This window comes from Wenzhouxiangella sp. XN24 (assembly GCF_011064545.1).
Lineage (GTDB): Bacteria > Pseudomonadota > Gammaproteobacteria > Steroidobacterales > XN24 > XN24.
In genome coordinates this window covers 43613-67234 of sequence record NZ_JAAMFG010000034.1, presented here as the reverse complement: position 1 = coordinate 67234, position 23622 = coordinate 43613, and the positions used below count along the sequence as shown (strand labels likewise).

Below are 23622 nucleotides of genomic sequence, written 5' to 3'. Positions count from 1 at the left end.
GTCTCCAATTCCGGTGGGGTGCAGCCCCTCATCTTTCGTTGTTGCGAAGAGCGAGATGACCGCAGGACTACGCGGCAAAGTAGCGACGCCGCGTGACGTTGGAGTCACACCTTGATTGCAGAGACATGACGCGGGAGGCTCACTGCGAGCCGGTTCAGAAGCTGATGGTCACCCCGGCGTAAATCGATCGCCCCATGCCGGGGACGGCCGTGCCCCAGCTGATCGCATTGATTTGCATCGTGGTGCCCTGCCCGAGATAAGCGCCGGCCGTCGGCAGGAAATAAAACTTGTCGAACAGGTTCTCCACGCCGAAATCGAGCCGGATGCGCTTCCATCTGTGGCTGGCGCGCAGATGCACCAGCCCGTAGCCGCCCGTCCGGATCTCGTTGCGCACGGCCGAGCCCTCATCCTTGTTGTCCACCAGCACCCATTCCAAAGCGTTATCCCACCCGCCATGCTGGTGAGTGAGCGTGAACCGTGCGTTCAGCGGCATGATGTTGTACAGCCCATCGCCAGTGTCGCGGTTTTCGCCGTCGGTGTAATTGACGAGGCCGTTCAATCCCCATGTACCCCCGGCATCGTCGGCCAGCACCATCTTCCCGGCCAGGTCGATACCGAACAGGCGCGCCGACTGGTTGTCGTATTGCAGAACGTTGAATTGCCCGACCTGGAACCCCGTCGAATCGAAAGCCACGGCGTCGATGTAATCCTCGACACGCGAGTAATGCGGCGTGGCGCTGAATTCCCAGCTGCCATCTTTCGCATGCCAGTCGAAGGTCGCCGAGAACTTGTACGCAGTCTCCGCTTCAAGATCCGGGTCCCCGACGTAGCCGTTGCCGTCGCCCACCAGGTTGTTCATGACCGCGGCCATCGGCCAGCTCGACCAGGCATAGCGCTCGTAAAGGTTGGGCGAGCGAACCTTGCGCGCCGCCGCAAGCTCGATATCGAGCCCGTCGCTGTGCCGGTAACGCGCCAGGGCCGTCAAATCGACGTTGTGATCGGTGCGTTCCCGGTCTCGGGCATTGAATGCTGCCGCCTCAGCGATCTGGTTGCCCGGCGACGGCATGGTAGTCGCATAGCCTTCGACATCACCCGCATCGGTGTCCACCCGCTCGACACGCACCCCCGCCGACGCCAGCCAGCGAGCGTCGATCTGCGTCTCGCGCTCGGCATAGAACGCCATGCGGTCGCGTTCCCCACTGTTGATGTTGAGGAATGTGCCCGGCCACATGGCGCCACCGGACGCGGTCCAGAAGTCATCGAGGCGGTAGCGCTGATATTCCACGCCGGTTCGCACCAGGTCGGCCGGTGAAAGGTCGAAGCGCGCCTTGAGCGAGGCGCCGGTGGTGTCGCCCTCGCTGAACATCGGCATGCCGGCCGCACAGGTCAAAAAGCCCAGCGGCGCGCATGGAGTCCCCACCTCCGGGGCAGCCGGCGGCTGGGAAAGACCGCCGTACCAGAAACGCTTGTCGGGCCCGAAATCCATGACATGTTCCACCTGCTCATGATAGAGCTGCGCTTTCAGGCCGCCGCCGGAAAAGGCGCCGCTCCAACCCAGGTTGATACGCTTCTGCTCGTTGTCCAGGAGGTCCATGCGCTGGTTCGGATAAAGCTGCTCCGGCATATCCTGGTAGCCGAGTTCGACATCGAACAGGTTGCCGCCGTTCTTGAACGCCATCCCGAGCGTGTGATTGCGAGTCTCGTAGGCGGTCGATCCGACTTCGTCCAGCGGCAGCGTGTGGCCGGGGCGGCCGGTGGCCACGTCGGTCTTGAAGTCGCCCCCGGCCGTGTAGTTGTCCGCCTGGCTCCAGCTGCCGTCGTAGCGGATGCTCGTCGTCGGGGTAGCGTAGCTCGCAGAGGCGTTGCCGCCGAAGGCTCCGTTGTTGCTGCGATAGAAGGTGCCCAGCTCGCCCTCGCTGCTGTGGTCTTCCCCGGGTGCAGCAAATTCCGGGGCCAGCGTCTCCACTGAAATGGTCCCGCCGATACTGTCGCCGCCCACGCTCACCGGAGAAATCCCGGCAAAGGCTCTCACGACGCCCACGTTGCTCGGATCGACATAGGACAACGGTGGGTTCATGTGGTTAGGGCAGGAAGCGATCAGGTCCATGCCGTCGATCTTGATTCGCAGGCGGTCGTCGGCAAGGCCGCGGATGGACGGGAGGCTCGAGACCCCGCCGGCCGCATTCAGATTGAGACCCGGCACATCGTGCAACAGGCTCGCGGAGTCACTGGTTGCCGACCGGAGCCGCCGCAGCGTCTCAGCTCCGACATCGACGGCGCCGAGCTGACGCTCCTGCATTCTCCGGCCTTCAACCTCGATCGACGTAAGTGTGGCGGTGGAAGTCTTGGTCAACTCGCCGGTTTCCGAGTCATCAGCCTCCGGTTGAGCAAAGGCGGGGCCTGCCGCCAGAGGCAGCGAAAAGGCCAGCATCAGTCGGCCGACCGAAAAGGAGCGCGGAATCATATCCAGTCCTCTATTTACAGCGTGCGACGAGCAGCTGCAGGGCTGCTCGACAGGACGGCGTCGCGCCGGCGCAAGGTCTGCGCGCCGGGTCGCCGTGGACCACGAGTCAGGTGAGGCTTGGCGGACCGCGTGCGGGAGGGATGACAGTGGTTTCGGACGCCAGCTCGAGACGCGTCGAGCCTGAAGCATGATCGCGCCCCGTGGATACAACCGATGTCTCGCTCGGGCTTGCCGGCGGCGCCAGCGTGGGGAGCATGAGAGACCAGGGGCAGGTCGGTGAAGCGGCCCCTTCATCCTGCCCGAGAACCTCGCCGGTCTGGGGATCCACCAGCACCCGTTGCAGGCCATGCTCCGTACAGAGCTCGACCAGCGCGCCCTGGGCGGGCATGAAACCCTCCGGCACGAGCGCCCGGGCGCATAGGACCAGGACCAGCAGCGTCACGCCGGGACAGGGTTGTCGGAAGCGGTGAAGTTGGGACAACAGCAGAGTCTCGCGGCGGTCGACACGATGCAGACTGAAATTCAGATTACTCTAAATTACAAATTTTTTATACGCGTCGGCGGGCGCTGGTAGGCCCCGGCCCGGCGTGGCCCGGCTGACACGTCGTATTCCATCAGTCCGGAATCAAGCCTTTCTCCCAGCGACCGGAATTCCCAACGCCACGCGGGCGATGGCGCCGCCTGCACGTTGACAACATCACACCATGCGTGAAGAACGCTGGTAGATCTGCTCGGCCAACAAGCGACCCCGGAACGCCTTGTAAGCCTCCACGACAAGGAACTTGCTCAGCGTGATGGCGAGCAGGATCACCCATGTCGTGAAGGCTACGGGTTCAATATCGAGCACCCCGCCCCAGCCCGGGATGAACATCGAGGCGATGTGCACACCCTGCGAAACGACGACGGCACCGACCAGCAACCGGTTCGCGCTGAGCGGGATCCGAAAGGCGGACCGGGTCTCGGAGCGCACGTTGAAGGCATGCACGTTCTCGAACAGCACCAGCAGGAGCAGCAACAGGTTGCGGGCATCGAAGGTTTCGTAGCCCATCTGTGCGGTGAGGAACCAGAACACGGCGAAGCCGACAAGTCCCATGTACAGCCCCGAAGTCAACACCTCCTCGATCATGAGACGGTTGAAAATGCGCTCGTCCGGATCCCTCGGCCGCCGCTTGAGTACGCCCGGCTCGCCTTTCTCGAAAGCGAGCGCGACGTCCTGGATGCCGTTGGTAACGAGGTTCAGCCACAACAGCTGGACAGGCGTCAGCGGCAGTGGCGTGTTGAAAATAACCGACAGCGTGAACAGCACCAGCTCGGCCACGCCGGTCGATATCAGCAGCCAGATCACCTTGCGGACGTTGTCGTAGGCGATCCGACCTTCCTCGATGCCGTTCACGATCGAGGCGAAGTTGTCGTCGGTCAGGATCAGGTCGGCGGCATTGCGCGCCACGTCGGTGCCACTCTCGCCCATCGCCACGCCGATATGCGCCCCGCGCAGCGCCGGCGCATCGTTCACGCCGTCTCCAGTGACGGCGACGAAGTGGCCCGCGTCCTGCAGCGCCTCGATGATCGTCACTTTCTGCCGGGGTTCGACGCGAGCATAGATCTTAGCCTGGCGGATCCGGTCGGCTGCATTGCCGTCGTCCCCCTCCTCCGCTTGACTGATTTCCTCGCCGGTGATGACCTCGTCCGCGTCGTCCGCCATGTGCAACTGGCGACCGATCGCGAGCGCCGTGCTCGGGTGGTCTCCGGTGACCATGCGCGCCTCGACGCCGGCGTCCTGGCAGGCCTTGACGGCGCCCGGCACCTCCTCGCGGACGGGGTCGATGAGTCCGACGAGTCCCAGGAAGTGCAGGCTGCCAAGAGCATCGGGGTCTGCCTCCTCGGCGGTCTCCCTGTCGACCTCGCCCGCGGCGACGGCGAGCACCCGGTAGCCATCCTTTGCGAGCTGCTCCTCGCGCTCGCGCACGGCCTCCTCGTCGACATCGCACATCCGGGCCAGCGTCTGCGCCGCGCCTTTCACATGCGCCACGATCCTGTCGTCGTGGCGATTGAAGCTGGCGGCGAAACGACGCTCGGACTCGAAAGGAATGCCACCGACCTCTGGATGGTCTTCCAGCAGGCGATCGCGTGTCAGGCCAAGCTTGCGCGCCAGCACGAGGAAGGCCACGTCCACGGTATCTCCGCTCACCTGGACTTCGTCGTCCTCGACTTCATAGCCGGCTTCGTTGCAGAGCGCCCCGCTGACCACCAGCTCTTTCAGCCAGTTCTCTTCTTCGAGGTCGATATCGCCTTCGTTGCGGGTGAACTCACCCTCCGCCACATAGCCGGCGCCGCTGACCTCGACGTCCTCGCCTTCGATCGGCCGAATCCGGTTCGCGGTCAGCTTATTCTCGGTGAGGGTCCCGGTCTTGTCGCTGGCTATCAGGGTACACGCGCCGAGGCCCTCGACCGCCGGCAGCTTGCGGACGATGACGTTGCGCTCGGCCATGCGGTTCGAGCCGATCGAAAGTGCGACGGTGATCGCCACGGGCAAGCCGGCAGGAATCGCCGAGACAGCCAGCGCCACCGCCAGGAAGAAGATCTGCGTCAGCTCGTCACCGCGCAGCGCCTGGATCGCGCCAAGGACGATGATGATCAACAAGATGGCCACCGCGATCACCCGGGTGAAACGACGCACGCGGATCACCAGCGGCGGCACCTGCTCTTCCTCGCTGAGCGACTCGGCGATCCGCCCGAGCTCGGTCATGGGGCCGGTGCGACAGACGACCCCCTTGCCGCGACCACTGGTGATATTGCTTCCAGCGTGGAGCAGCGTCGCCCGGTCGCCGAGGGCGGTGTCCTCCTCGAGCTCTGCTCCCGCCTTCTTCTCGACCGGCACGGACTCGCCCGTCAACAGGGACTCGTCCGCGCGCAAGTCTTGCGAGTGCAGCAGCCTGATGTCCGCCGGGACCGAGGCGCCGGACTTGACCGACACGATATCGCCCGGCACCACTTCAGTGCTATCGATCTTGCGGCGCTTGCCGTTACGGGTGACCTGCGCCGTGATGCGCATCACTTTCTGCAGCGACTGCGCAGCGCTCTCGGCCTTGTATTCCTGGTACGTCCCCAGGCCCGCATTGAACAGCAGGACGGCGAAGATGAAAGCCGCGTCCTCGATGTTACCCAGTGCAAGCGACACCAGTCCGGCCGTGAGCAGGATGTAGATCAAGGGATCCGCAAACTGTCGCAGGAAGGTCTGGAGCAGCGTCTCCCGCTTGCGCTCCGGAAGCTTGTTCGGCCCGAACGCCTCTCGACGGCGTTCGGCCTCTTCGTCCTTCAGCCCCCCATCATCGGTGTCGAGCTCCGCGACCGCCTCATCAGCGGACAGGGCGTGCCACGACCTTTCAGCCAGGTCGTCTGGCGCGGGGAGGCCCGAATCAGTCAAGGCTTTCCGTTCCGTTCATTGCCGGACGCCACGAGAATGAACCCCCAGCTTGGCTCAGCGATCCTGGCGCCATTAATTGTCGGACGCGGCCTTCGCTTACCTCTGTTCGAATGGCAGACACCTCGAGACATCCGGAAAGCGCCGGGGTGCAGTCTGCTCAAAGTGTAGTAGTCGAAACTGCAGGCCGCTCACGCCGCTTCGGGGTGTCGAAAATGACGAGGCCGCTCTTGTCAGGAGCGGCCTCGAACGGGTCGGCCGCAAAAAATGCGGCTTTGCAGGTAATGCTTACCAGTCGGAGCAGGCCGCCGATTCTCCGTCACCCTGCGCCGTCCCGCCGGCGTTTCCGCAGAGGATCTTGAACAGGTTGCAGCTGGACCCGTCGCCCGCCTCGTGGTGACAGCAAATCATCGGACTCGACGGCGTGCCGCAGTCCGCGATCTCGTACCTGGGCGGCGCGGTGGGCCGCGCCTGGACCGATGTCGCCGCCCCGGCGCCGGAGCCGGGGCGGGGCGCCACGGACATCGCCTGGCGCGGCTTCAGCTTCGCCATCATCTGTTGGACGGACACTTTGCCGGCGCCCCCACCCCCGCCCGCACTCTTCATGAGCAACGGCGAACTCTTGTCGATTACTTTCCCAGACGGGGCGGCGCTGCCCGCGCGGGCACGTGCTGGCGCATCGATTTCATCCGGCTCGATGCCGCGCTGCGGTGTAGCCTGAATCCCTCGAGGCGCAGGCTTCGCCTCTTCGCCTGAGGTCTCGGGCTGAGCTTTCTGTACTGCCGGCAGCAACAGCCCAATCGGCTCAGGCTTCTTCTCAGGGGGCGCGACAGCGCGTTCGTCGGCCATTGTCGTGAGCGGTGCGGCCAGCATCACGAGGACGGCCGGCGCCCATAATCCTCCGGCCATTGATTTCATCCAGGATTTTCTCTGAATACCATGCATATCACTTTCCTCTCTGTGTATTGGTCGCTCGGAGCGACTCTCTAGTCGGCGAGACCGAATATAAACGTGGCCTCGACACTGGAACCGACGGTGCGGCCGGTTTCATCATGCGCGGTGACTCGCCACAGGTACCGCTCTCCGGGAACCAGCTTGTTGACCAGGCTGGCGCCGAGCGGCGTGTGGTTCGCCTCTCCGGGTATCAGCACTCCACCGACGAAGCGGGGCGGCACCGGGTCGCCCTCCCCGGTATGCAGTGCGAACTCGAAGACCTGGAACTGGTACGTTGCGGCGGAGCGGACGGCATCCCATCGAAACGGCGTTTCGGGTCCGGCGCGCGAGCGATCCGGCGCCAGCCCACGGATGCGCACAGGGCGCGAAGTGTCCTGTGGCTGGACCTGGTAGCTGCCATAGACGATTTGCGTGGAGTCCGGACATTGCAGATCATCTCCGGGGTCGGCCAGGTCGGGGTTGGAAACACAGAAGCGCAACGCATAGATGCCCGCTTGCCCGGTCGGCAGGACCGGGCTGCGATAGTAGCTTCTCTGGCCGGCCCGGACCTGGGCGTTCACGAGCGCCAGCGTCCGGAACACCGGGACCACCTCTGAACTGCCCGGCTCCGCAATCTGCCAGCGACCACGCAGCACGCCCGTGCCGGTATGTTGCACCGTGAGCGCAGCCTGGAGGGACGTCTCCGGCGCGACGATGGCCGTATTGTTGCCGGTCTCGAATTCAAGTCGCAGCGAAACGACTTCGAGCTCGCTCGGCGCGCCTTCGCGGATCGACTGAAGCCGGCTTCCGCTCAGCCGGAGCACGACCCGGGCGACCCTGGCCCGGCCCACGTCGTCCGCAAAACTGCGCTCCAGGACGACACGTTGGATGCCTTCGTCCAACCATCCCCTGACGGTACCTGCATCGAGCCGCAACGTTTCCCTCAGCACGAACGGCCCGGTGCCGGCGGCCTCAAGGGAGGTATCTACGCGCTGCAGTATGCCTCCCGTGGAGGGATCGAGAATCGCGGCCGGCGGCGAAAAGACACCGGACGTATGATCCGGGGTGGTGGCCACTTGCCAGCGCACCTGGACCACGTTATTGCTGGCGGCGAGAAGCGTCAGTTGCGCCGGCGTAGCGCGGATGTCGGCGAGCTCTGCCAGTCCCGCCATGCCATGGAGGGCCATGACCAGGCCGAGCAATGTCTTGAGCATACGATGTCTCATGGCCGGTCTCTCCTCCAGTCGAGCTGGGCGCCGATGATCACGGACCAGAGTTCGTCGTCCACCAGCCAGGCCAGGTCCTCGTTACGCGCATAGTTGCCGCTCAATGTCAGCCGCAAGCCGGGGCGGCTGTCGCGCGCCGCGACGGCATGCCAGATGAGTTGCAGGTCGGCAACACGCGAGCGGAGTCGTTCATCGAGGAACAGGGGGTTGCCGAAACTGTTCTGGTCACGTCCGATACTGACACTCGCGCGCGCGGAAAGCTTGTCCGGCAACAGAACGAACGAACCGCCGACGCCGTAGACCCGGTTGCGGTAAGCATTGTTCGATTCGCTCTCGTCAAGTTGGTTGTTCTGCACGAAGGCATCGAGCGTGGTCCTCTCCGTGGGTACCCAGCTCATTTGCAGTGACACCTGCACGTTGCGGCTGTCCGATGGCGGCTCGTAGAGCAGGAACGGGCCGTCGAAAACCGCGACACTGCGGTCCGTGTAATCGATCAGGCCGACTTGCAGCGCCCAGGTCAACCGGTCTTTCGCAAAGGACAAGCCGATGCCCGCCTCTTCCGTCGTGTTATCGACGTCGAAACCGACCAGCACCGCATCGGTATCGGGCTGGCTGCTGTCCATGCGGTAAAACCAGGTATTCAGCGACGGTGCACCCAGCCAGCGCCAGGGCGCTCTGGACAGCTCGAGCATGCCTGGCGTATAGACGAAGTTGATCCCGGCCCGGTCCAGCGTCTGCGAAGCCAGCGAAGGTGCGTCGTCGGGATTGCTGCGCTCGCGGGCGAAGTCGAGATCGACGGCGAAGTCACGGAAGCCGGCCTGGAGGTAAGCGCTCTGTACGCGGAGATTTCCAGGGAGGGACATATTGCCGAGACTGTAGAAGTCGATCCCCACCTCCCGATGCTCGAGTTGCATGGACCAGTATGCGAACGGCCCGTTCCCGAAACCTCCGGCAGATGAAAAAACGACCGTTGCACGCTCGGCGTCACCACCCCGGGCGGACTCGCCGAGGCCGATTCCGTCCGCGTCGAAGCGTGATCCTGCGCGCTCCAGGGAGATCTCGATGCCACCATCGACGAGCGTGGATTGGAGGCCGGCGTTCCAGGTCTCGCCGCCGTAGACCGCGGGGTCGCCGAAGTTGTTGAATCCCGCCCCGCTCAGGCTCGTGCGGCCATCGACCAGTCCACCCTTGAATCGCAGCCGATCATCCAGCAGCGAGATCGAGGCGGTGACACCGCTTGCCCGGTCATCGCTTTCACGCGGCAGCAGCTCTTCCCCCCTGAGCAGGTTTCGGGGCGTCGAGACAACCGAAAAGGCCTGGATGGCAAAGCGCTCCGAGACATCCACCGTTTCCAGGCTCACACCACGTCGCCGGAAGCTGGAAAAGACGAAGTCGTTCTGTCCTACGCCGACGCCGCCAATCTTCAGCGAAGAGGTCAGCGCCGCTCCGTCGCGCGTCGCCGATACCAGGTAATCCGGCAACAGCCACCGTTCCTCGGGCGGGGTTGCCGCGTTGTAACGGTCATAGATGACGTCGACCGCGCTGCCGAGACGCAACGCGCCCGACGTGCGAACTCCTTCAAAAGACAAGCTGCCTTTTGTGACCGACTCGTCGGTCCCGTCGAATGCCTGCCCGGAGCCGTCCGCGACCCGGTAGCTGCTCTGCAGCATGCCATTGAGCGAATACTGGCCGCCGTCCGGCTCCGCCACCCCAAGCAAGGCATCCAGCAACACGGCCGCATTGCCGTCGGCAAAAACCTGCAGGACGGTGACGAGGTATTCCCCGGGCGGCAGCGGCGAGTCCATCTCGACGACGAGGGAAACCCCGTCGATCCGGCTGAAGCCGGTCACATCGTAACCCGAGATATCGACGGCGAGGCTGGAACCTTCCTGGCCGAAAGCAGCTTCCGGCAGCGCCAGGCTGAAGTTGCGCTGGTCGAGCGCCTGGATGGGAATATCACTTTGCGCGTGGACGGCCGGCGCCATCGCTGCGAATATCAGCAGGAGGAATCCACGCATAAGCATCCCCTGCCAAGCGTATTATTTCCGCCTTTGTACACGAATTGCTGCAATCTTCCGAGAACCCGTTCACACTTCCCCGATAAGAAATGGTGCAGCATGACCGTCCCGACCCGGGCGACAACGCCGCCTGCATAAGCAGAATGACTGCACAAGGAAGCAAGAAATGAAACCCAGGACAGTTTCCGTGGCCGTTCGGGCGGTGGCCCTCGCAGCGCTGTTTGTCACAGGGACGGCCCATGCCACAAAGGCCGTCGAATACGCGGACATGAATATTCGCTCGCCATTTCCCCAGTTGACGGTCACCGGGGAGAACGGGAGCTATACACAGGTGGAAGGCAATAACTCGCTGACATTCAACGCCGAGGCGCGTGGGCGCTGTGTCTGGGCCCATGCCTACAAGGTCATCACCTATCGGCTGACCGATTCGGCGGCGCCATTTCAATATGTCAGCGACGGGCTGACCTGGAAATATGTCTACGAGAACCTGACGAACAGGGACCGCACCTGGTCCAGCAGCATGAAACCCATCTCGATCGACTGGAAGCCGAACCAGCAGGTTCGATCCAATGCGATCCAGGCGTGCAACAGCCAGGGCCAGGGTAAAGCCGGCAAGGCCTTCTCGCTGACGCTCGACAACCAGGTCTGGAGCCAGTTCAGTTTCCAGTGCCGCGATCTTGCCGGAAAATACGGCGTGCTGATGGAGTCGAAGAACGTCATCAAGCCCCACCCGCTCAGGGTTAATTGCGCCGCGCTCACCCCCACCACCCCGAAGCCTGCCCTGCCGCTCCCCGGCAACATACAGGCACAACCGCTCACGATCGGCCACGTTGCCGTGACCGCGAACCCGAAAAATTACAAGGGTCGTTGTCCCGCGGAGATCAGCTTCAATGGCACGATCCATACGAGCGGCAACGGCGGCGAGCTCGAATACCGATTCCTGAATAACGGTCAGCCGGTTTCACCCTGGCAAAAGCAGCTCGTGGCGGCAGGCAAGCAGGTCAGCGCAGTGTCAGCCCAGCATGATGTCGCAGGTCCGTCGCAGCCGGACAAGCCGCCGAACAAGGCCTTGGGCGTCCAGGGCAGCGGCATGCAGCCCAAGCCGCAGCTCGGCCTGGCGCCGACGGAAACGGTTGAACTGCAGGTGCGATACCGGCAAAAAACGCGCTCGGCCAGCGACAGCTACGTCGTGAACTGCCAGGCCATGACACCGATCGTCGCGGTCCCCGTAACGCCTCCCGGCGGGAGCGCCCTGCCGGATCTCACTTCGCATCAAGGCATGACGATCGGCCAGCAAGCGGCGCCCTGGGGCGGCGTGCTCAACCTGACCGAAGCGGATGCTGCGGCGAACACGCCGCGTGGCTGCCAGTTCCGGATGAAATATGACGTCGCGAATGACGGCCAGGTCGACGCGTCGGGGGCCACCAGTCGACTGTCGGCCACCGCTCAGCTCCACATGGGCACCGGCCTGAACATCGGCAAGGGCCAGAGCCGGAACGTGAGCGGAAACATTTTTCTTGCCGCCGGTTCGCACCTGCTGCGCGTGGACATCGATCCCGCCAAGCAGATTGCCGAGAGCAATGAAGCCAACAACACGTTCAGGATCACGGTGAATGTCCCGGCCAGTTGCGGCGGCGATGGCACCGCCCCACGCGGTCGCGACAAACCACCGCGGCCGCCTCGGCCGCAGTAGCTCTCATACTGGAGCAGCTACCCGATGGACGGCGCTGGGCCGACGAGATCCTCGCACTGATCGAGGCTTTCCGCTCCGGCCAGTGGACGCCGCGGGTGTTCTGACAGGGCCTGGCACGGCGGCGCGGGTCTAGCCCGCGCCGCCGAGGCTCATCAACAGCACGGTCAAACCGGACCCCAACGCCGCGCCGAGCATGACCGCGATCGGCAGCAACAGTCGCAAGCGCGCCGCAGCGGCCTGGTGCTCCGGTCGGGTCGGATCCTGCAGCAGCAGTTCGTTGCGCGACAGCTCCAGCACCGCGCACAGCGCCGAGACGGTCTCGTTCGAGGCAACGGCCTGGTTTTCGACCCGTTGAACGGTGCGCAGGCTCAGGTTCGCGATCTCCGCGAGCTGTTGCTGCGTCCAGCCACGCTCGATGCGGGCCTGGCGTATACGATCGGCCGAGACGTTCATCCGCGTGGCACCGACGGCAGGGTGGAAGCTGCGGGGCGGCTCACTTGAAGAGGCTCCCGACCAGGTAACCGAAGGCCGCCCCTACGAGCCCCCCGAGCACGAGCGCCGGGAGGATTTTCTTCAGCGTCGCCGACCAGTTCATCCGCCCGGTCTCCAGATTGATGCGCACGCCCCCGTCATGCAGGTCCGAGTCGATGAGTTCGCCGTCGCGGAACAGGCGAATCTCGGCGACACCGAACTTGAGCCGGATCTCCACCCGGTAAAGGTGTCCGCCGTACTCGAACTCATGCGGCGAGTTGAACCGCAGGTTGCGCTTCTGGGAGACGACGCGCTCGCCGGCCGCGTCCTGGACGCTAATGACCTCCCGCCCGCTCCAGGGTGCGCCCCAGACGCGGATGGTGATGTCATCGACGTCGAACCAGCATTCGATGCCGTGGCGCAGGCTGACTTTCATGCGGGACGCTCCCGGGTTGCCGGCCGGAGTGCTGTGCAGCGTATCGTGTTCCATCTCGGTTCCTCGAAACTGCGCCGGATTGCGCGGAACCGATTACAGGGACGAAAGTTTACACGGCCAACGACAGCGGTACGCCATGACGCCAGGCTGTCGCACGGCCCGGTGCGACAGCCGTGCGACAGTCCTGGTCTATTCGAGAGTTCAGCGCTCCCCGCTGGGCCCCGGGGTCGGGTTGTCGCCACGGGTTTCAGCCAGTCCGGCTCAGCGGGTGCGCCGCTGACGCTCTTTCAGCCGCTCCAGCGCGCGAGCCCGCTCGGCCGGCGACAGCCGCTGGAAACGCTCCCGCAACTCCATGCGCCGTTCCGGCGGCAGGTCCCTGAAGCGGCGCAGATTGTCGCGCATCCGGAGCCGCTGATCGGGACTCAGCTCGCGATACAGGCGCAAGCGGTCCAGCAAAATGTCCCGTTCCGCAGGACTGAGCGACTGCCAGCGCTGGTAACGCTCCCGGAACTGCTGGCGCTGTTCCGGCGGCATCGCCAACCAGCGCTCGGCACCCAGCGCCAGGCGAAGCTGCCGGGCTTCCGGCAAGGCCTGCCATTCGGCCTCGTAGTCGGACAGCAGTCTCTGTTGTGCTTCGCTCAAGCCGTCCCACTCGAGCGCGACCGCTGGCGTGGCTAACAGCAGCAACACGACCAGCAAGCTCCGCTTCAGCATCAGCTCAATTCCGTGGTTCATCCTCATCCTCCACGGCGCCCGGATCCGAACCCGGTCGCCCCTCGGCCTCAGCCTCGTGATCTGCTTCCGTCGTTTCGTCCACGGCCATGTCGAGCGGATCCAGGTAACCGTCCCCGTCCTCGATCAGCAGGCCGAGAAACTCCAGGAAACCCGCATCAGGCAGCGACTCCGCCGGCGGCCGCGCTGCCGGTGAAAACTCTTCGGACGACGAGCCCGCCCGCGGGAGCTCCGCCGCCCGGGCCGCCGTGACCAGCAGGGTCACGGCGAGCCAGGCAACCAGAATCTCAGCCTTCGCCGTCATCCGGCCCCTCCTCCTCGAGCCAGGCCAGGAACTCGAGTTCCTCGAGCACGTCGAGATCCGCCACGACCGCGAGTTCGTCGGCGTCGGCGAGCAGCAATGGGTCGGGCGCAGAGCCGTCCGGCTCACCGAGCAGCAGGGCCAGGGTCAACGCGACTCCCGCCGCCGCAACGCCGGCCGGCCACAGCCATCCCGGCGCCGCGTTAGCCGGGCCCTCCCCCAGTTCCGACACCGCAACGCGGCGCATCGCCCGGAGTCGCTCCGCCACCTCCGGAGAGACCTCCTCGGTGTGCCGGCGGGCGGCCGCAGCGAGCTTGTCCTGGTCCTGACGGTCTTCGTTCTGTCCGCTCATCACCAGTGGTCCTCCAGTTTCGTGCGAAGCGTGGTATGCGCTCTCGAGAGATGGGTCTTTACACTGCCCGACGAACAGTTCATGGCTTGCGCCGTTTCCTCCACGGACAGGCCCTCCACGGTTCTCAGCAGGAAGGCCTGCTGCTGGCGAAGCGGTAACGTCGTCACCGCCTGCTCCATCGCGGCGGCCGAACCGTCCAGCGCGACAAGCAGTGCCGGGTCCGCCACGCCGGGATCCATCACCTCGGCCACCGGGTCGTCCTCGTGTGTCCCGGCGTCTCGGGACCCGCCCGGGATCCAGCCGAACAACTTGCGGCGCACCGCGGAGCGGCGGTGATGATCGGTGATCCGGCTTTGCAGGATACGAAAGAACAGGGGGCGCCACTCGGCCCGCGGCCGCCGGCCGTAGCGCCGGACGAGGGTCAACATGGTGTCCTGCACGATGTCCAACGCGTCCTCCGTGTCCCTGACGCCAAAGCGGGCCATGTTGAAAGCCCGCTTCTCGACCTCCGCGAGGAAGGCGTTCATCTCGGCGCTCTGGTTCATGGCGTCAACGGACCCGCCCCGGGCTCCACAAGCGCCCGGGGCGGGTCGCCATCAGTTACCTGCGCCTGTATCGACCACCTCGAAAACAAAGCTTGCCCGCACCGTAAGCAACTCGTCGAGGTTGTCAGTATACCGGCCGTGTGCCGTGAGCCTGTGCAACTCGGCACCGGCGTCCAGCAGCCCTGTCATAGCCTCGGCTGCAGCCGAGAACTCCCGGTAAACCATCACGATACCCGCGCCTCGCTGGACAACCACGTAGCTGCCGCGTCCATCGGCCGGCGCGACCAACGCCAGGGCTTCGGGCTCGATCGGCAGTCCGCGCACGCGGCCATGCAGCTTGATCACCGAGCGGGTGTCAGCCAGGTCCAGGTCAAGCCGGTCCGGGGCACTGGCGATGAATGGCATGTTCGATCCCTCCGGCCAGCCCACCATGGCGGTTGCGCCCCGCGTCTTGGTCGCGACGTCGACAACCGTGCGCGCCTGGAAGTCCGGCGGCGCGAAGCCGAAGCGATTGACCAGGCCCCGCACCTGCACGATGTCGCCCGCGTCGAGCTGGAGCAAGCCAAGAGTCGCCGTGTCGATCCGGTATGCGTCAGGATTCGCATCCTCCTCGCTCGTCATCCCGGTACCGCTGAAATCGAAAGCCGCGGGCCGCCGGCCGTTCAGGAGAGAGACATCCACCACGAGCGGATCGACCGTGACCACGTCGCCCCACAGCCGGTTCATCAGCAAGCGCACGCGACCGCCGCTGACGTCCAGCGTCGCGTCATCCGCGAACTCACCGCTCGCAGCGATCCGCTGGCCGACGGAGATATCGAGTTGATCGAGCGTCGCCCCCTGGCCCGGCGCGCTGACGATCGTCTCGTCGCCGAGCAACACCGTGATCTCGCGCTCGAAGCGGACCCGACCGTCGGCGAACGCCGCCCTGACTCCGCTCACCGTCAGCGAGGTGGCGTCCCGTGACTTGACCACGCCCTGCACCACTTCTGCATCGGACCAGAGCACGCTGTCACCGGCGAGCAGGCGATCCGCCTGGAAGCGCCCACTGCGAATCCGGCCCTGGGCCATGACCGGTGCACCCTCGTCGAGCTCGCCCATCGCGACCAGTCCCTCGGCGCCCTGGTAAACCTCGCCATCGATCTCGTAGCCGGTGTCGTCACCAACCGAAATGAGGAGTTCTCCGAACGCGCCGCGCGAATGACGGAACGGCCGAACCCGCAACGTCACGGTCGACGCCGCCTGGTCCACCTCGCTCAGCAGGCCGCGGGCACGGTGGTCCCGATCCTCCTCGAGTTCCGGCAAGGCCAGCAGCACCGGTTCCACGGTCACCGTCGGCGGCTCGACCGTGTCATCCACGACATTGGAAGCATCCAGGTCGAAATCCAGGCTGACTGCATGCACCGTGGCCGGGGTGATCCTGATGGCGCTGCCGTTTGTCAGTGACAAACTGAGATCGAGTGTGCTCAGCGGCTCGCCCTGCGCATCCACCGGCTCAGCCGCGACGATCTCCCCGGCGGCATTGGTCACCATGATCTCGGCGTTGCTGAAGTCCACCGTCAGGGTCACCGTCTCGTAGAACCCCGCGGGCACGGTCGCCACGGTCAGGAACTCCGACACGTCGGTGAGCTCCGCGAAGTCCACCCGCGTGGTCAGAGGGAGGGTTTCGACCACGTCGCCGTTGGCCCGCGTGAGCCGCACCGAGGTGACGTCGACGAGGTACGCGACGAAGTCGCCCGGGGCGTCCGTCAGTGTGACTATGAGTTCGCCGTTCTCGGCGGTTGCAGGTGGCGTTGTCGCGATGCCGTCGCTGCCGCCGTTATCGGTGCCGCCACATGCGCCGAGCAGCATGGCCATCACCAGCACGGCGCCAGTGCGTCCGAATGCGCCGCCGGCACGATCCAGCGTGGCACGCGCACGTTTGAATAATCGATACGGGTACATTTCAATCTCCTTGGTAGGCGTTTTTGACCGGGGCGAGCACTATCGGCGCACGCCGCAACGGGATATCAGTCGCGCCGATCCCAGCGCCGCTCGATGCGCTGGCCGCGATTGTCGAGGCGCCGATCGGTACGCTCACCTCGCCAGTCGAGCCGCCGATCGATGTGATCGCCGCGGTGATCCAGTCGCTGCTCGATGCGGTCGCCTTTCCGCTCCAGACCTTCCGCGAGACGCTCGCGGCCTGCTGCATCGGCGCGATCGGACGCCCGGTCGTGACGTCTTTCCGCGGCATCTCCACGACGGTCGAGCCGATGGTCCACACGATCTCCACGATGATCCATGCGTGCTTCAACGCGATCGCCCTTGCGGTCGAGCCGTGCCTCGGCCCGGTCACCCGGGTCTGCCGCGGCGTTCCCGGCCCACGCCAGGCCGACCAGGGCGAATACCAGAATTGGCTTGTTCATGCCGTCCTCGATTTTTCAATGAGTTCATGGAGGACAACGCCTGACGAGCAGATTGGTTGACACGGGTTCGTGAAGCCGGGCGCTGCGAAAGGCGGAATCACTCGATCCGAGCACCTGAGTGAGCCAGTACGGATTATTCCTTATTGCGACTGCGAATCCTTCGCATTACTTTTCGTACCGGTTAATGGAAGGGCGCATCGGAGGCCCGCAATGAACTGGACGAAAAAACTCGGCAGCACCTGCTGTTTTACCGCCCTGCTGGCCGCGCCAACGGTTCACGGCGACGCTGAAGGAACCCCGTCCTTGGCCGACGGCGAAACTGAAATTGCGGCCATGATGGAGCAGATCGTAATTTACGGCACGCCGCCATCGCGTTACGACACCCGCACGACGGACGCACTCACCGGCTTTCCCCTCGACTTTCTCGACCTCCCCCGCGTCGTCGAGATCATTCCCGAGCAATTGCTGCTCGACCAGAAGGTAACCGACCTGGGCGAGGCCCTTCGCAACGTGCCCGGCATTACCCTTGGTGACGGTTTCGGTGGCACCAACGACGACTACTTCATCCGGGGCTTTCGACGGAACACCGTCTACCGGGACGGACTTCGCCGACGCAGCAACTTCAAGACCAACACGACGAACGTCGAGCGCGTCGAGGTCGTCAAAGGGCCGGCCGCCATCGGCTTCGGGCAGGTAGAGCCCGGCGGGCTGGTGAATATCGTCACCAAGAAACCGTTGGACGAGCCGCGCAATTACGTCGAGCTGCGCGGGGGGCGCTTTGACGATTATTTCGCCCTCCTGGACATATCCCAGCCGGTCACCGACCGATTCGCTGTCCGCCTCAACGCGTCGATGCACGACTCGGAGTCTTTCCGGGATTTCACGGAAATCCAGCGTGACGTCGTGGCCCTGACCGGACGTTTCGACGTCAGCGATGCGACGCGACTCGATCTCTCGTATGAATATCGGGACGAGAGCCGCCCGCTGGACCGCGGCACCATCGCGGTGCCCACCCCCGACGGCAGTCGCACAATCGTCGATACGCCCCGGTCGCGCCGGTTCGGCGAGGCATTCGAGATCTTTGATACGCAATTCGAGTTCTTCAGCGTGGACCTCACCCATGAGTTGTCGAAAAGATGGAAGCTGCGATTGTCCGGTGCGCACGAAACATCAGACTCCGACGACATCCAGGTACGCCCTCGGGCCATCCTCATCTTCGATGCATCCGCGCCGATCGTCGATGGGTTTTTCACCGAGCCGGCCGAACCGAAACCATTCTTCGAGGATCCGACCGACCGCATCCTGCTCGCGCGTCGCGTTGACGGCAGCCAGGACCGCCAGATCGATGCCACTTACGCGAATGCGCAGCTCACCGGAAGCGTCTGGACCGGATCGATCGAGCACCTGCTCGCGTTTTCAGCCGATTACCGCGAGAGCGAGGAATCACGTTTCTTCGGCCTGAACCCGAACACGGATGGCATCACCCTGCCACTTTTCGACATCAACGCGCCCGTCTACGGCACGCTTTCTCCAGGATTCTCCAGGGGCTTCGACACGGCGGCGGAAGATGACGAGTACGGTTTCGCGGTACAGGACCATATCCGCATAAACGAAAAGCTCTCGGCACTGCTTGGCCTGCGCATGGATTTCGTGGACGCGGACGGCAGCGGACCGCTCGACCGCGTCGATGAGCTATCGCCCCAGGTGGCCTTCAGCTATGCCGTCGCCCCCCACATCGTCCTGTTCGGCAGCTACTCTGAAGCCCTCATCCCCAACGTCCAGACCGTGGTCGACCTCGACGGCAACGTCTCGACCAGCGACCCGTTCCCGCCGGAGGAGTCGCAGCAATACGAGGTCGGACTCAAGGCCAGCCTGTTCGAGGAGCGCTTCAACATGAGCATGGCGGCCTACGAAATTGACAAGGAGAACGTGGTCCAGGGATCGGGCGCGGATGCGGTCCTCACGAAAGGCCAGGAAAGTCGAGGCTTCGAAATCAGCGGAACAGGACAAATTGCTCCCGGCATGAATCTTGTCACCGGCTACGCGTACACGGACGCCTCGCTGCCGAACGGCAATCGGCCGCGCAATGTAGCCAAACACACCTTCAACACGTGGCTCAGCTACGAGTTCCAGGACGGGCGCCTGAGGGGACTGGGCGTCGGTGGCGGCGCTTTTCACTCGAGTGACCGATATGGCGACAATGCCAATACCTGGCGTCTTGGGGACTACACGCTGCTGGACCTTTCAGCCTGGTACAACCTTCCCTTCACTTTCCGTGGGCGCGATTCGAGCTTGCCGACGCGCATTCAGTTTTCAGTGAAAAACCTCACGGACGAGACCTGGTATCCGGCTAGCGGCTTTGACAATGGCCAACGCATCAACATCGGCACGCCGAGAACGTGGTACCTGTCCCTGACGACACGCTGGTGACGAACACCGCAACCCGGAGGCGCGGGGCTCGCCCTGCGGGCGAACCCACGCGCCGCCGAACGCTCCGGCAACAGATGTTCGCAATTCACTCGTGGGCCGGATTCCAGCTCACCCTGCTGACCTTCGTCGTACTGCTGACCGGCACACTCGCAGTTTTCGGTGACGAGATCGACTGGCTGATCGACGGCAACCGGCGCGTGGCCCCGTCGACCGCCCCGCCACAGTGGGACGCCATCTACGAGGCCGCAGGCGAACGCCAGCCCGGACACCGGATCGCCGAAATCCGGCTTGGCGAGTTCCGCGCAATGGCCGCCCAGGTGCGGACGGCCAAGCCGGATGAGCGCCCGCACCTCATATTCTTCGATCCAGCCACCGGCGAACTGACCGGTGAAGGCCACTGGTTGTCCGCGCAGCGCCTGCTACGCGAAATGCATCGCTACCTGTTCATCCTCACGGGCGGCATCGGCCTGCCGATCGTCACCATCGCCGCTGGCGTGCTTGCCGTGCAACTCGTCACGGGCTTGGTGACGATCAGGAAATGGCTGAAAGGCCTGGTGACACTCAGGACGAACAAGAGCGCACGTGTCGTGGTGGGCGATTTCCACCGATCAATGGGCCTGTGGACCTTCTGGTTCACGCTCCTGATGGTAGTGACGAGTTTCTGGTACCTGGCCGAGTGGGGACTCAACAAGTCCGGCATTCGCACCGAGGCGCCCCGGTACACGGCAGAGATCCCGATCCCCGAAGAGTTCCAGACCTACCCGTCCCCCTCTCGCTATATCGCCGCCGCGGTCAACGCGTACCCCGAACTCCGACCGACTTCGATCCTGTTCCCGTCGCGCGCGGGCGCTCCTGTCACGGTCATGGGACGCTCGGATGACTGGCTTGTACGTGACCGTGCCAGCCGAGTATTCCTGAACCCCTATGATGCGTCCGTGCTGCAGGTGCAGTCCCCGAAAAACATCACGGTACTGCAATACGTTACGGAACTTGCAGACCCCTGGCACTTTGGCGACGTCGGGGGGATGCTTACCAAGACCATTTGGTTCATTGCCGGACTTATCCTGACGGCACTCGCCGGGACGGGCACATGGCTGACCTGGCGGCGTACCCGCGCGGGCATGGGACGCTGGCACTGGGCGACGGTCGGGGTGCTCGGCGTCGGCGCCGTGTTCGGCACGCTCTACGTGGCCCACTTCCTTTGAAGGACTGGGCCGGCTTGGTTGCCAGCCGAGCCTGTTTTTTGGTCAACGTGCGATTCACGCACGTGATTCACCGGCCTTCCGTTCTGATTTCCTCGAACAGCGCTTCCATCTCGGCCTTGCGCTTATCGTCACCGGTCCGTTCATACAGGCGGATCAGCCGTTCGATCGCTTCCCGCGTGTGTCGGCCCCCGCGGTCTTCACTTGCAAGCAACGTTGCCAGCCCATCAGTCATTTGTTCCTCGGCGCGAGGGAGGTCGCCGCTCAGCATCAAGGCCTCGCCGTAAGTGCTCTTGAGCTGCCCGTTTCCCCAGAAGTCGTCCGGATAGGCGGCCGCAAAGGCCGGCATCGCATCTTCGAGATAGGCGACGGCTTTCTTCGGCTCGTCCTGTTCGATCAGCAGGATGCCCATCTCCAGCCGCCCGAGGCCGACGATCGGGGAATCTGCGTCGAAACGCTCCGTGCCGATGTCGATCGCTTTGCGGAAATTGTCGTGCGCCTGTTCGAGCTTCCCTTTGTCCCGGTAAAGCCGGCCGAGGTTGATGTAGCCGTCGAGCAAGAGGTCGTGTCCCTCGCCCAGCGTTCGGATCCGCAGATCCCGCGCCTCGCTCAGGAACGTCTCGGCTTTGTCGAGCTCCCCGATGGCATGGTAGACCATGCCGAGATTGTTGAGTGCATAGGCCCGCCGCGGATCGTCTTCGTCGAGTGTCCGCCGCTCCAGCTCGATCAGGTCGAGATACATGGCCTCGCTCTCCTCGTTGCGGTTGAGGTCGTAATAGAGCTGCGCGATGTTGCTGATCGTAGCCGTGACGTAGCTGTGGCCCGGGCCCAGCTGGTCGGCCCAGATGTCGCGAGCGCGCAGGTAATTGGCCAGCGCGTCCTGGTAGTCGCCGAGGTCTCTCTGCAGCGAACCGAGATTGAAGAGCGTGATGCCAAGCGAGAAGTGATCTTCGCCGTAGATCTTCTTCTTGACTCCAACAATCCCGTCGTACTGTTGTTCCGCTTCCTTGTAGCGACGACTGCGCGTCAGGTACCAGGCGAGGTTCGCGCGGGCGATCAGCGTGCTCCAGTGGTCGGGACCGAGCGCGTCGGTCCTGAGCTCGAGGGCTTTTCGTCCGGCCTCGATTCCCTCGTCGAAGCTCGCGCCCTCGACGTAGATAAATGCCATGATGGTGAGCAGGCGTGACCGGTCGAGGTCCGAAGCACCTGTCGCGTCCAGCAACGCCATGGTCTTCTCGAAATGCGCTCGCGCCGCCGCGGCGTCGGCCTCGCCCGTGAAAAAATTCAGCTTGAGGATATACGAATCGACCAGGCGCCGGTCTTCCGGGCCGAATGCCTCGACCTGGCTTTCGATCAGTTCATCGAGCAACGTCTCCGCCCGCTCGGATTCACCGAGGATCTTAAGAATCTCGATGTACTCCAGTTGCGCTGCGAAGTACGGTGCCGACCGATCGGCCAGGCGCTCTATGTTGCTCGTGTAGAGGGTCGTGGACTCCTCGAGCAGCGGCAAGGCGTCTGTGTAGAGCCCAAGACCGGAGTACACGCGCGCCATCGTTTGCAGCATGCTCGCGCGCAGCGCCCACGGCAGTTCCTCGTTACTGCGGAGCTGGATCACGCCCTGGTCGACGACCTCCTTGGCCGTAATCTGTGCGCCCCTGACCTTGGTCGAATCTGCGGCACTGAAAAGATCCTCGACAAAGGTAACTGTCTGGTTCGCGATCTCGGCGGACTCGGCCGCTGCACGTTCGGCTTCCAGCGCGCGCAACAGCCCGATGGATGTGCCGGCAAGACCCGCGAATATGGTGACCAGCGCAACGGCGGAGACCGCGACCCCTGTTTTGTGCCTGCGGACGAACTTGCGCAGCCGGTACGAGACCTCGTCGGGACCCGCGAGCACCGGTTCCGCATTGCGGTGACGCTCGATGTCCGCTGCAAGCTCCGCCGGTGAACCGTAGCGCCGGTCCTTCTCTCGCGCCAGCGACTTGCCGACGATCCAGTCGAGGTCGCCGGCAATCTCGCGCGCGGCGAATGGCATGTCCGCGGTCATGATCGAACTGGGTTTCGGCGCGTCGGTCCGGGCGATCAGTTCGCGGATCTCGAGCGGCGTCCTGCCCTCGGTGTCGAACGGTGACTTGCCCGTCAGGAGTTCGAACAGCAGAACGCCCAACGCATAGACATCGCTGCGCGTGTCTATCTCCTCGTTGTGAAATACCGCCTGTTCCGGGCTCATGTACTGGGGTGTGCCGATCGTCTCGTCGACCTGCGTGAGCCTTGTGTCCTGGCCGGTGTCCTCGATGAGCTTGGCGATGCCGAAATCGATGATTTTCGGATTGCCGTCGTCATCGACGAGCACGTTCGACGGCTTGAGGTCGCGGTGGATGACGCCGCGCTGGTGCGCGTGCTGGACGCCGTCGCAGATTTTCGCGAACAGGTCGAGGCGTTCGGCGAGGCCCGGCTGGCGCGTCGCGCAGAACTCGTCGACCGGCAAGCCCTGGACATGCTCCATCACGAAGTAGGGCTGGCCATTCTCCAGTGCGCCTGCGTCGTAGACCTGCGCGATATTCGCGTGGTTCATGCGCGCCAGCACCTGTCGCTCGGCCTCGAACCGTGCGAGCAGCGACTCCCGCGCGACCCCGAAGCGAACCAGCTTGACCGCCACCCGGCGCTTCAGCGGCTCGGACTGCGTGCCGAGATAGACGTCGCCCATGCCGCCCGTGCCGATACGGCGAACGATCTCGACATTACCCACCCGGCTGCCGGGCTCGAGGCCATTCCCGGACACGCCGAGCGCGGACTCGGCGATCGAGCCGACCGCATCCGAATAACCGGTCTCGTCTGCGCCATGGCGTACGAGATCCGCAAGGGCCTTGCCGAGCTCGGCGTCCTGTGCCGTCTGCGACGCGATAAATGCCTCGCGCGCCGCGGGGTCCAGGGACATGGCCTGGTCGAACAGTGCCTCGAGCTTCGCGAACCGGTTTTCCGCCATGAGCTCTCGC

Annotated in this window: 18 protein-coding genes; 4 read left to right on the top strand and 14 right to left on the bottom strand. The window is 64.3% G+C overall.

The features are described 5' to 3' along the window. Nucleotides 1–154 precede the first annotated feature (154 nt). The 6 genes from G6032_RS08025 to G6032_RS08000 all read right to left on the bottom strand — a co-directional run bounded on the left by G6032_RS08025 (nt 155) and on the right by G6032_RS08000 (nt 10062). Nucleotides 155–2353 carry a TonB-dependent receptor gene (locus G6032_RS08025; RefSeq protein ID WP_206211889.1) on the bottom strand — a complete coding sequence of 733 codons (2199 nt, stop codon included), beginning with the start codon at nt 2351–2353 and terminating at the stop codon, nt 155–157. Nucleotides 2354–2570: 217 nt separating this feature from the next. Further along, complete coding sequence (locus G6032_RS08020) at nt 2571–2945, bottom strand: hypothetical protein (RefSeq protein ID WP_165281631.1); 375 nt, start codon at nt 2943–2945, stop codon at nt 2571–2573. A 216-nt stretch (nt 2946–3161) separates the two neighbouring features. Next, nucleotides 3162–5888: an HAD-IC family P-type ATPase gene (locus tag G6032_RS08015; protein WP_165281630.1), complete on the bottom strand. Its 2727-nt coding sequence runs from the start codon at nt 5886–5888 to the stop codon at nt 3162–3164. Nucleotides 5889–6173: 285 nt separating this feature from the next. Continuing rightward, complete coding sequence (locus G6032_RS08010) at nt 6174–6830, bottom strand: hypothetical protein (protein WP_165281629.1); 657 nt, start codon at nt 6828–6830, stop codon at nt 6174–6176. Between the two features lie 41 nt (nt 6831–6871). Continuing rightward, nucleotides 6872–8044: a hypothetical protein gene (locus G6032_RS08005; RefSeq protein WP_165281628.1), complete on the bottom strand. Its 1173-nt coding sequence runs from the start codon at nt 8042–8044 to the stop codon at nt 6872–6874. Next, nucleotides 8041–10062 carry a hypothetical protein gene (locus G6032_RS08000; RefSeq protein WP_165281627.1) on the bottom strand — a complete coding sequence of 674 codons (2022 nt, stop codon included), beginning with the start codon at nt 10060–10062 and terminating at the stop codon, nt 8041–8043. The genes G6032_RS08005 and G6032_RS08000 overlap by 4 nt, the downstream gene beginning before the upstream one ends. Nucleotides 10063–10228: 166 nt before the next feature. On the opposite strand from G6032_RS08000, the gene G6032_RS07995 reads away from it, so the two are divergent. Next, on the top strand, nt 10229–11755 hold the full coding sequence (locus G6032_RS07995) for a CARDB domain-containing protein (protein ID WP_165281626.1): 1527 nt from the start codon (nt 10229–10231) through the stop codon (nt 11753–11755). Between the two features lie 129 nt (nt 11756–11884). On the opposite strand, the gene G6032_RS07990 is transcribed toward G6032_RS07995, so the two are convergent. The 7 genes from G6032_RS07990 to G6032_RS07960 form a co-directional block, all read right to left on the bottom strand. Beyond that, nucleotides 11885–12208, bottom strand: coding sequence for a helix-turn-helix transcriptional regulator (locus G6032_RS07990; protein WP_165281625.1), 324 nt, complete (start codon nt 12206–12208; stop codon nt 11885–11887). 40 nt (nt 12209–12248) lie between these two features. Continuing rightward, nucleotides 12249–12716 (bottom strand): hypothetical protein, encoded by a 468-nt coding sequence (locus G6032_RS07985; protein WP_165281624.1) that lies wholly within the window; start codon nt 12714–12716, stop codon nt 12249–12251. Between the two features lie 207 nt (nt 12717–12923). Further along, on the bottom strand, nt 12924–13397 hold the full coding sequence (locus tag G6032_RS07980) for a DUF3106 domain-containing protein (protein WP_165281623.1): 474 nt from the start codon (nt 13395–13397) through the stop codon (nt 12924–12926). After that, complete coding sequence (locus tag G6032_RS07975; RefSeq protein ID WP_165281622.1) at nt 13381–13698, bottom strand: hypothetical protein; 318 nt, start codon at nt 13696–13698, stop codon at nt 13381–13383. The genes G6032_RS07980 and G6032_RS07975 overlap by 17 nt, the downstream gene beginning before the upstream one ends. Beyond that, nucleotides 13682–14047, bottom strand: a complete 366-nt coding sequence (locus G6032_RS07970) for a hypothetical protein (protein WP_165281621.1) — start codon at nt 14045–14047, stop codon at nt 13682–13684. The genes G6032_RS07975 and G6032_RS07970 overlap by 17 nt, the downstream gene beginning before the upstream one ends. Then, a complete protein-coding gene (locus G6032_RS07965; RefSeq protein WP_165281620.1) occupies nt 14047–14592 on the bottom strand; it encodes an RNA polymerase sigma factor in 546 nt (181 codons plus the stop codon). The genes G6032_RS07970 and G6032_RS07965 overlap by 1 nt, the downstream gene beginning before the upstream one ends. Before the next feature lie 51 nt (nt 14593–14643). After that, nucleotides 14644–16533: a DUF4382 domain-containing protein gene (locus G6032_RS07960; RefSeq protein WP_165281619.1), complete on the bottom strand. Its 1890-nt coding sequence runs from the start codon at nt 16531–16533 to the stop codon at nt 14644–14646. 23 nt (nt 16534–16556) lie between these two features. Between G6032_RS07960 and G6032_RS07955 the strand changes: the two genes are divergently transcribed. The 3 genes from G6032_RS07955 (at nt 16557) to G6032_RS07945 (ending at nt 20629) form a co-directional block, all read left to right on the top strand. Next, nucleotides 16557–17054, top strand: a complete 498-nt coding sequence (locus G6032_RS07955) for a hypothetical protein (protein ID WP_165281618.1) — start codon at nt 16557–16559, stop codon at nt 17052–17054. Between the two features lie 150 nt (nt 17055–17204). Further along, nucleotides 17205–19424: a TonB-dependent siderophore receptor gene (locus tag G6032_RS07950; RefSeq protein ID WP_165281617.1), complete on the top strand. Its 2220-nt coding sequence runs from the start codon at nt 17205–17207 to the stop codon at nt 19422–19424. Between the two features lie 74 nt (nt 19425–19498). Further along, a complete protein-coding gene (locus tag G6032_RS07945; protein WP_165281616.1) occupies nt 19499–20629 on the top strand; it encodes a PepSY-associated TM helix domain-containing protein in 1131 nt (376 codons plus the stop codon). 67 nt (nt 20630–20696) lie between these two features. Here the strand turns inward: G6032_RS07945 and G6032_RS07940 are convergent, their stop codons facing one another. Beyond that, nucleotides 20697–23612 carry a serine/threonine-protein kinase gene (locus G6032_RS07940; RefSeq protein WP_165281615.1) on the bottom strand — a complete coding sequence of 972 codons (2916 nt, stop codon included), beginning with the start codon at nt 23610–23612 and terminating at the stop codon, nt 20697–20699. Nucleotides 23613–23622 lie beyond the last annotated feature (10 nt).

Bases quoted from the DNA above. Each gene is read 5' to 3' on its own strand.
- G6032_RS08005 (WP_165281628.1), bottom strand. From the start codon at position 8,044: ATGAGACATCGTATGCTCAAGACATTGCTCGGCCTGGTCATGGCCCTC.
- G6032_RS08010 (WP_165281629.1), bottom strand. From the start codon at position 6,830: ATGCATGGTATTCAGAGAAAATCCTGGATGAAATCAATGGCCGGAGGA.
- G6032_RS07970 (WP_165281621.1), bottom strand. From the start codon at position 14,047: ATGAGCGGACAGAACGAAGACCGTCAGGACCAGGACAAGCTCGCTGCG.
- G6032_RS07995 (WP_165281626.1), top strand. From the start codon at position 10,229: ATGAAACCCAGGACAGTTTCCGTGGCCGTTCGGGCGGTGGCCCTCGCA.
- G6032_RS07985 (WP_165281624.1), bottom strand. From the start codon at position 12,716: ATGGAACACGATACGCTGCACAGCACTCCGGCCGGCAACCCGGGAGCG.
- G6032_RS07945 (WP_165281616.1), top strand. From the start codon at position 19,499: ATGTTCGCAATTCACTCGTGGGCCGGATTCCAGCTCACCCTGCTGACC.
- G6032_RS07975 (WP_165281622.1), bottom strand. From the start codon at position 13,698: ATGACGGCGAAGGCTGAGATTCTGGTTGCCTGGCTCGCCGTGACCCTG.
- G6032_RS08000 (WP_165281627.1), bottom strand. From the start codon at position 10,062: ATGCGTGGATTCCTCCTGCTGATATTCGCAGCGATGGCGCCGGCCGTC.
- G6032_RS07965 (WP_165281620.1), bottom strand. From the start codon at position 14,592: ATGAACCAGAGCGCCGAGATGAACGCCTTCCTCGCGGAGGTCGAGAAG.
- G6032_RS07990 (WP_165281625.1), bottom strand. From the start codon at position 12,208: ATGAACGTCTCGGCCGATCGTATACGCCAGGCCCGCATCGAGCGTGGC.
- G6032_RS07950 (WP_165281617.1), top strand. From the start codon at position 17,205: ATGAACTGGACGAAAAAACTCGGCAGCACCTGCTGTTTTACCGCCCTG.
- G6032_RS07960 (WP_165281619.1), bottom strand. From the start codon at position 16,533: ATGTACCCGTATCGATTATTCAAACGTGCGCGTGCCACGCTGGATCGT.
- G6032_RS07940 (WP_165281615.1), bottom strand. From the start codon at position 23,612: ATGGCGGAAAACCGGTTCGCGAAGCTCGAGGCACTGTTCGACCAGGCC.
- G6032_RS07980 (WP_165281623.1), bottom strand. From the start codon at position 13,397: ATGAACCACGGAATTGAGCTGATGCTGAAGCGGAGCTTGCTGGTCGTG.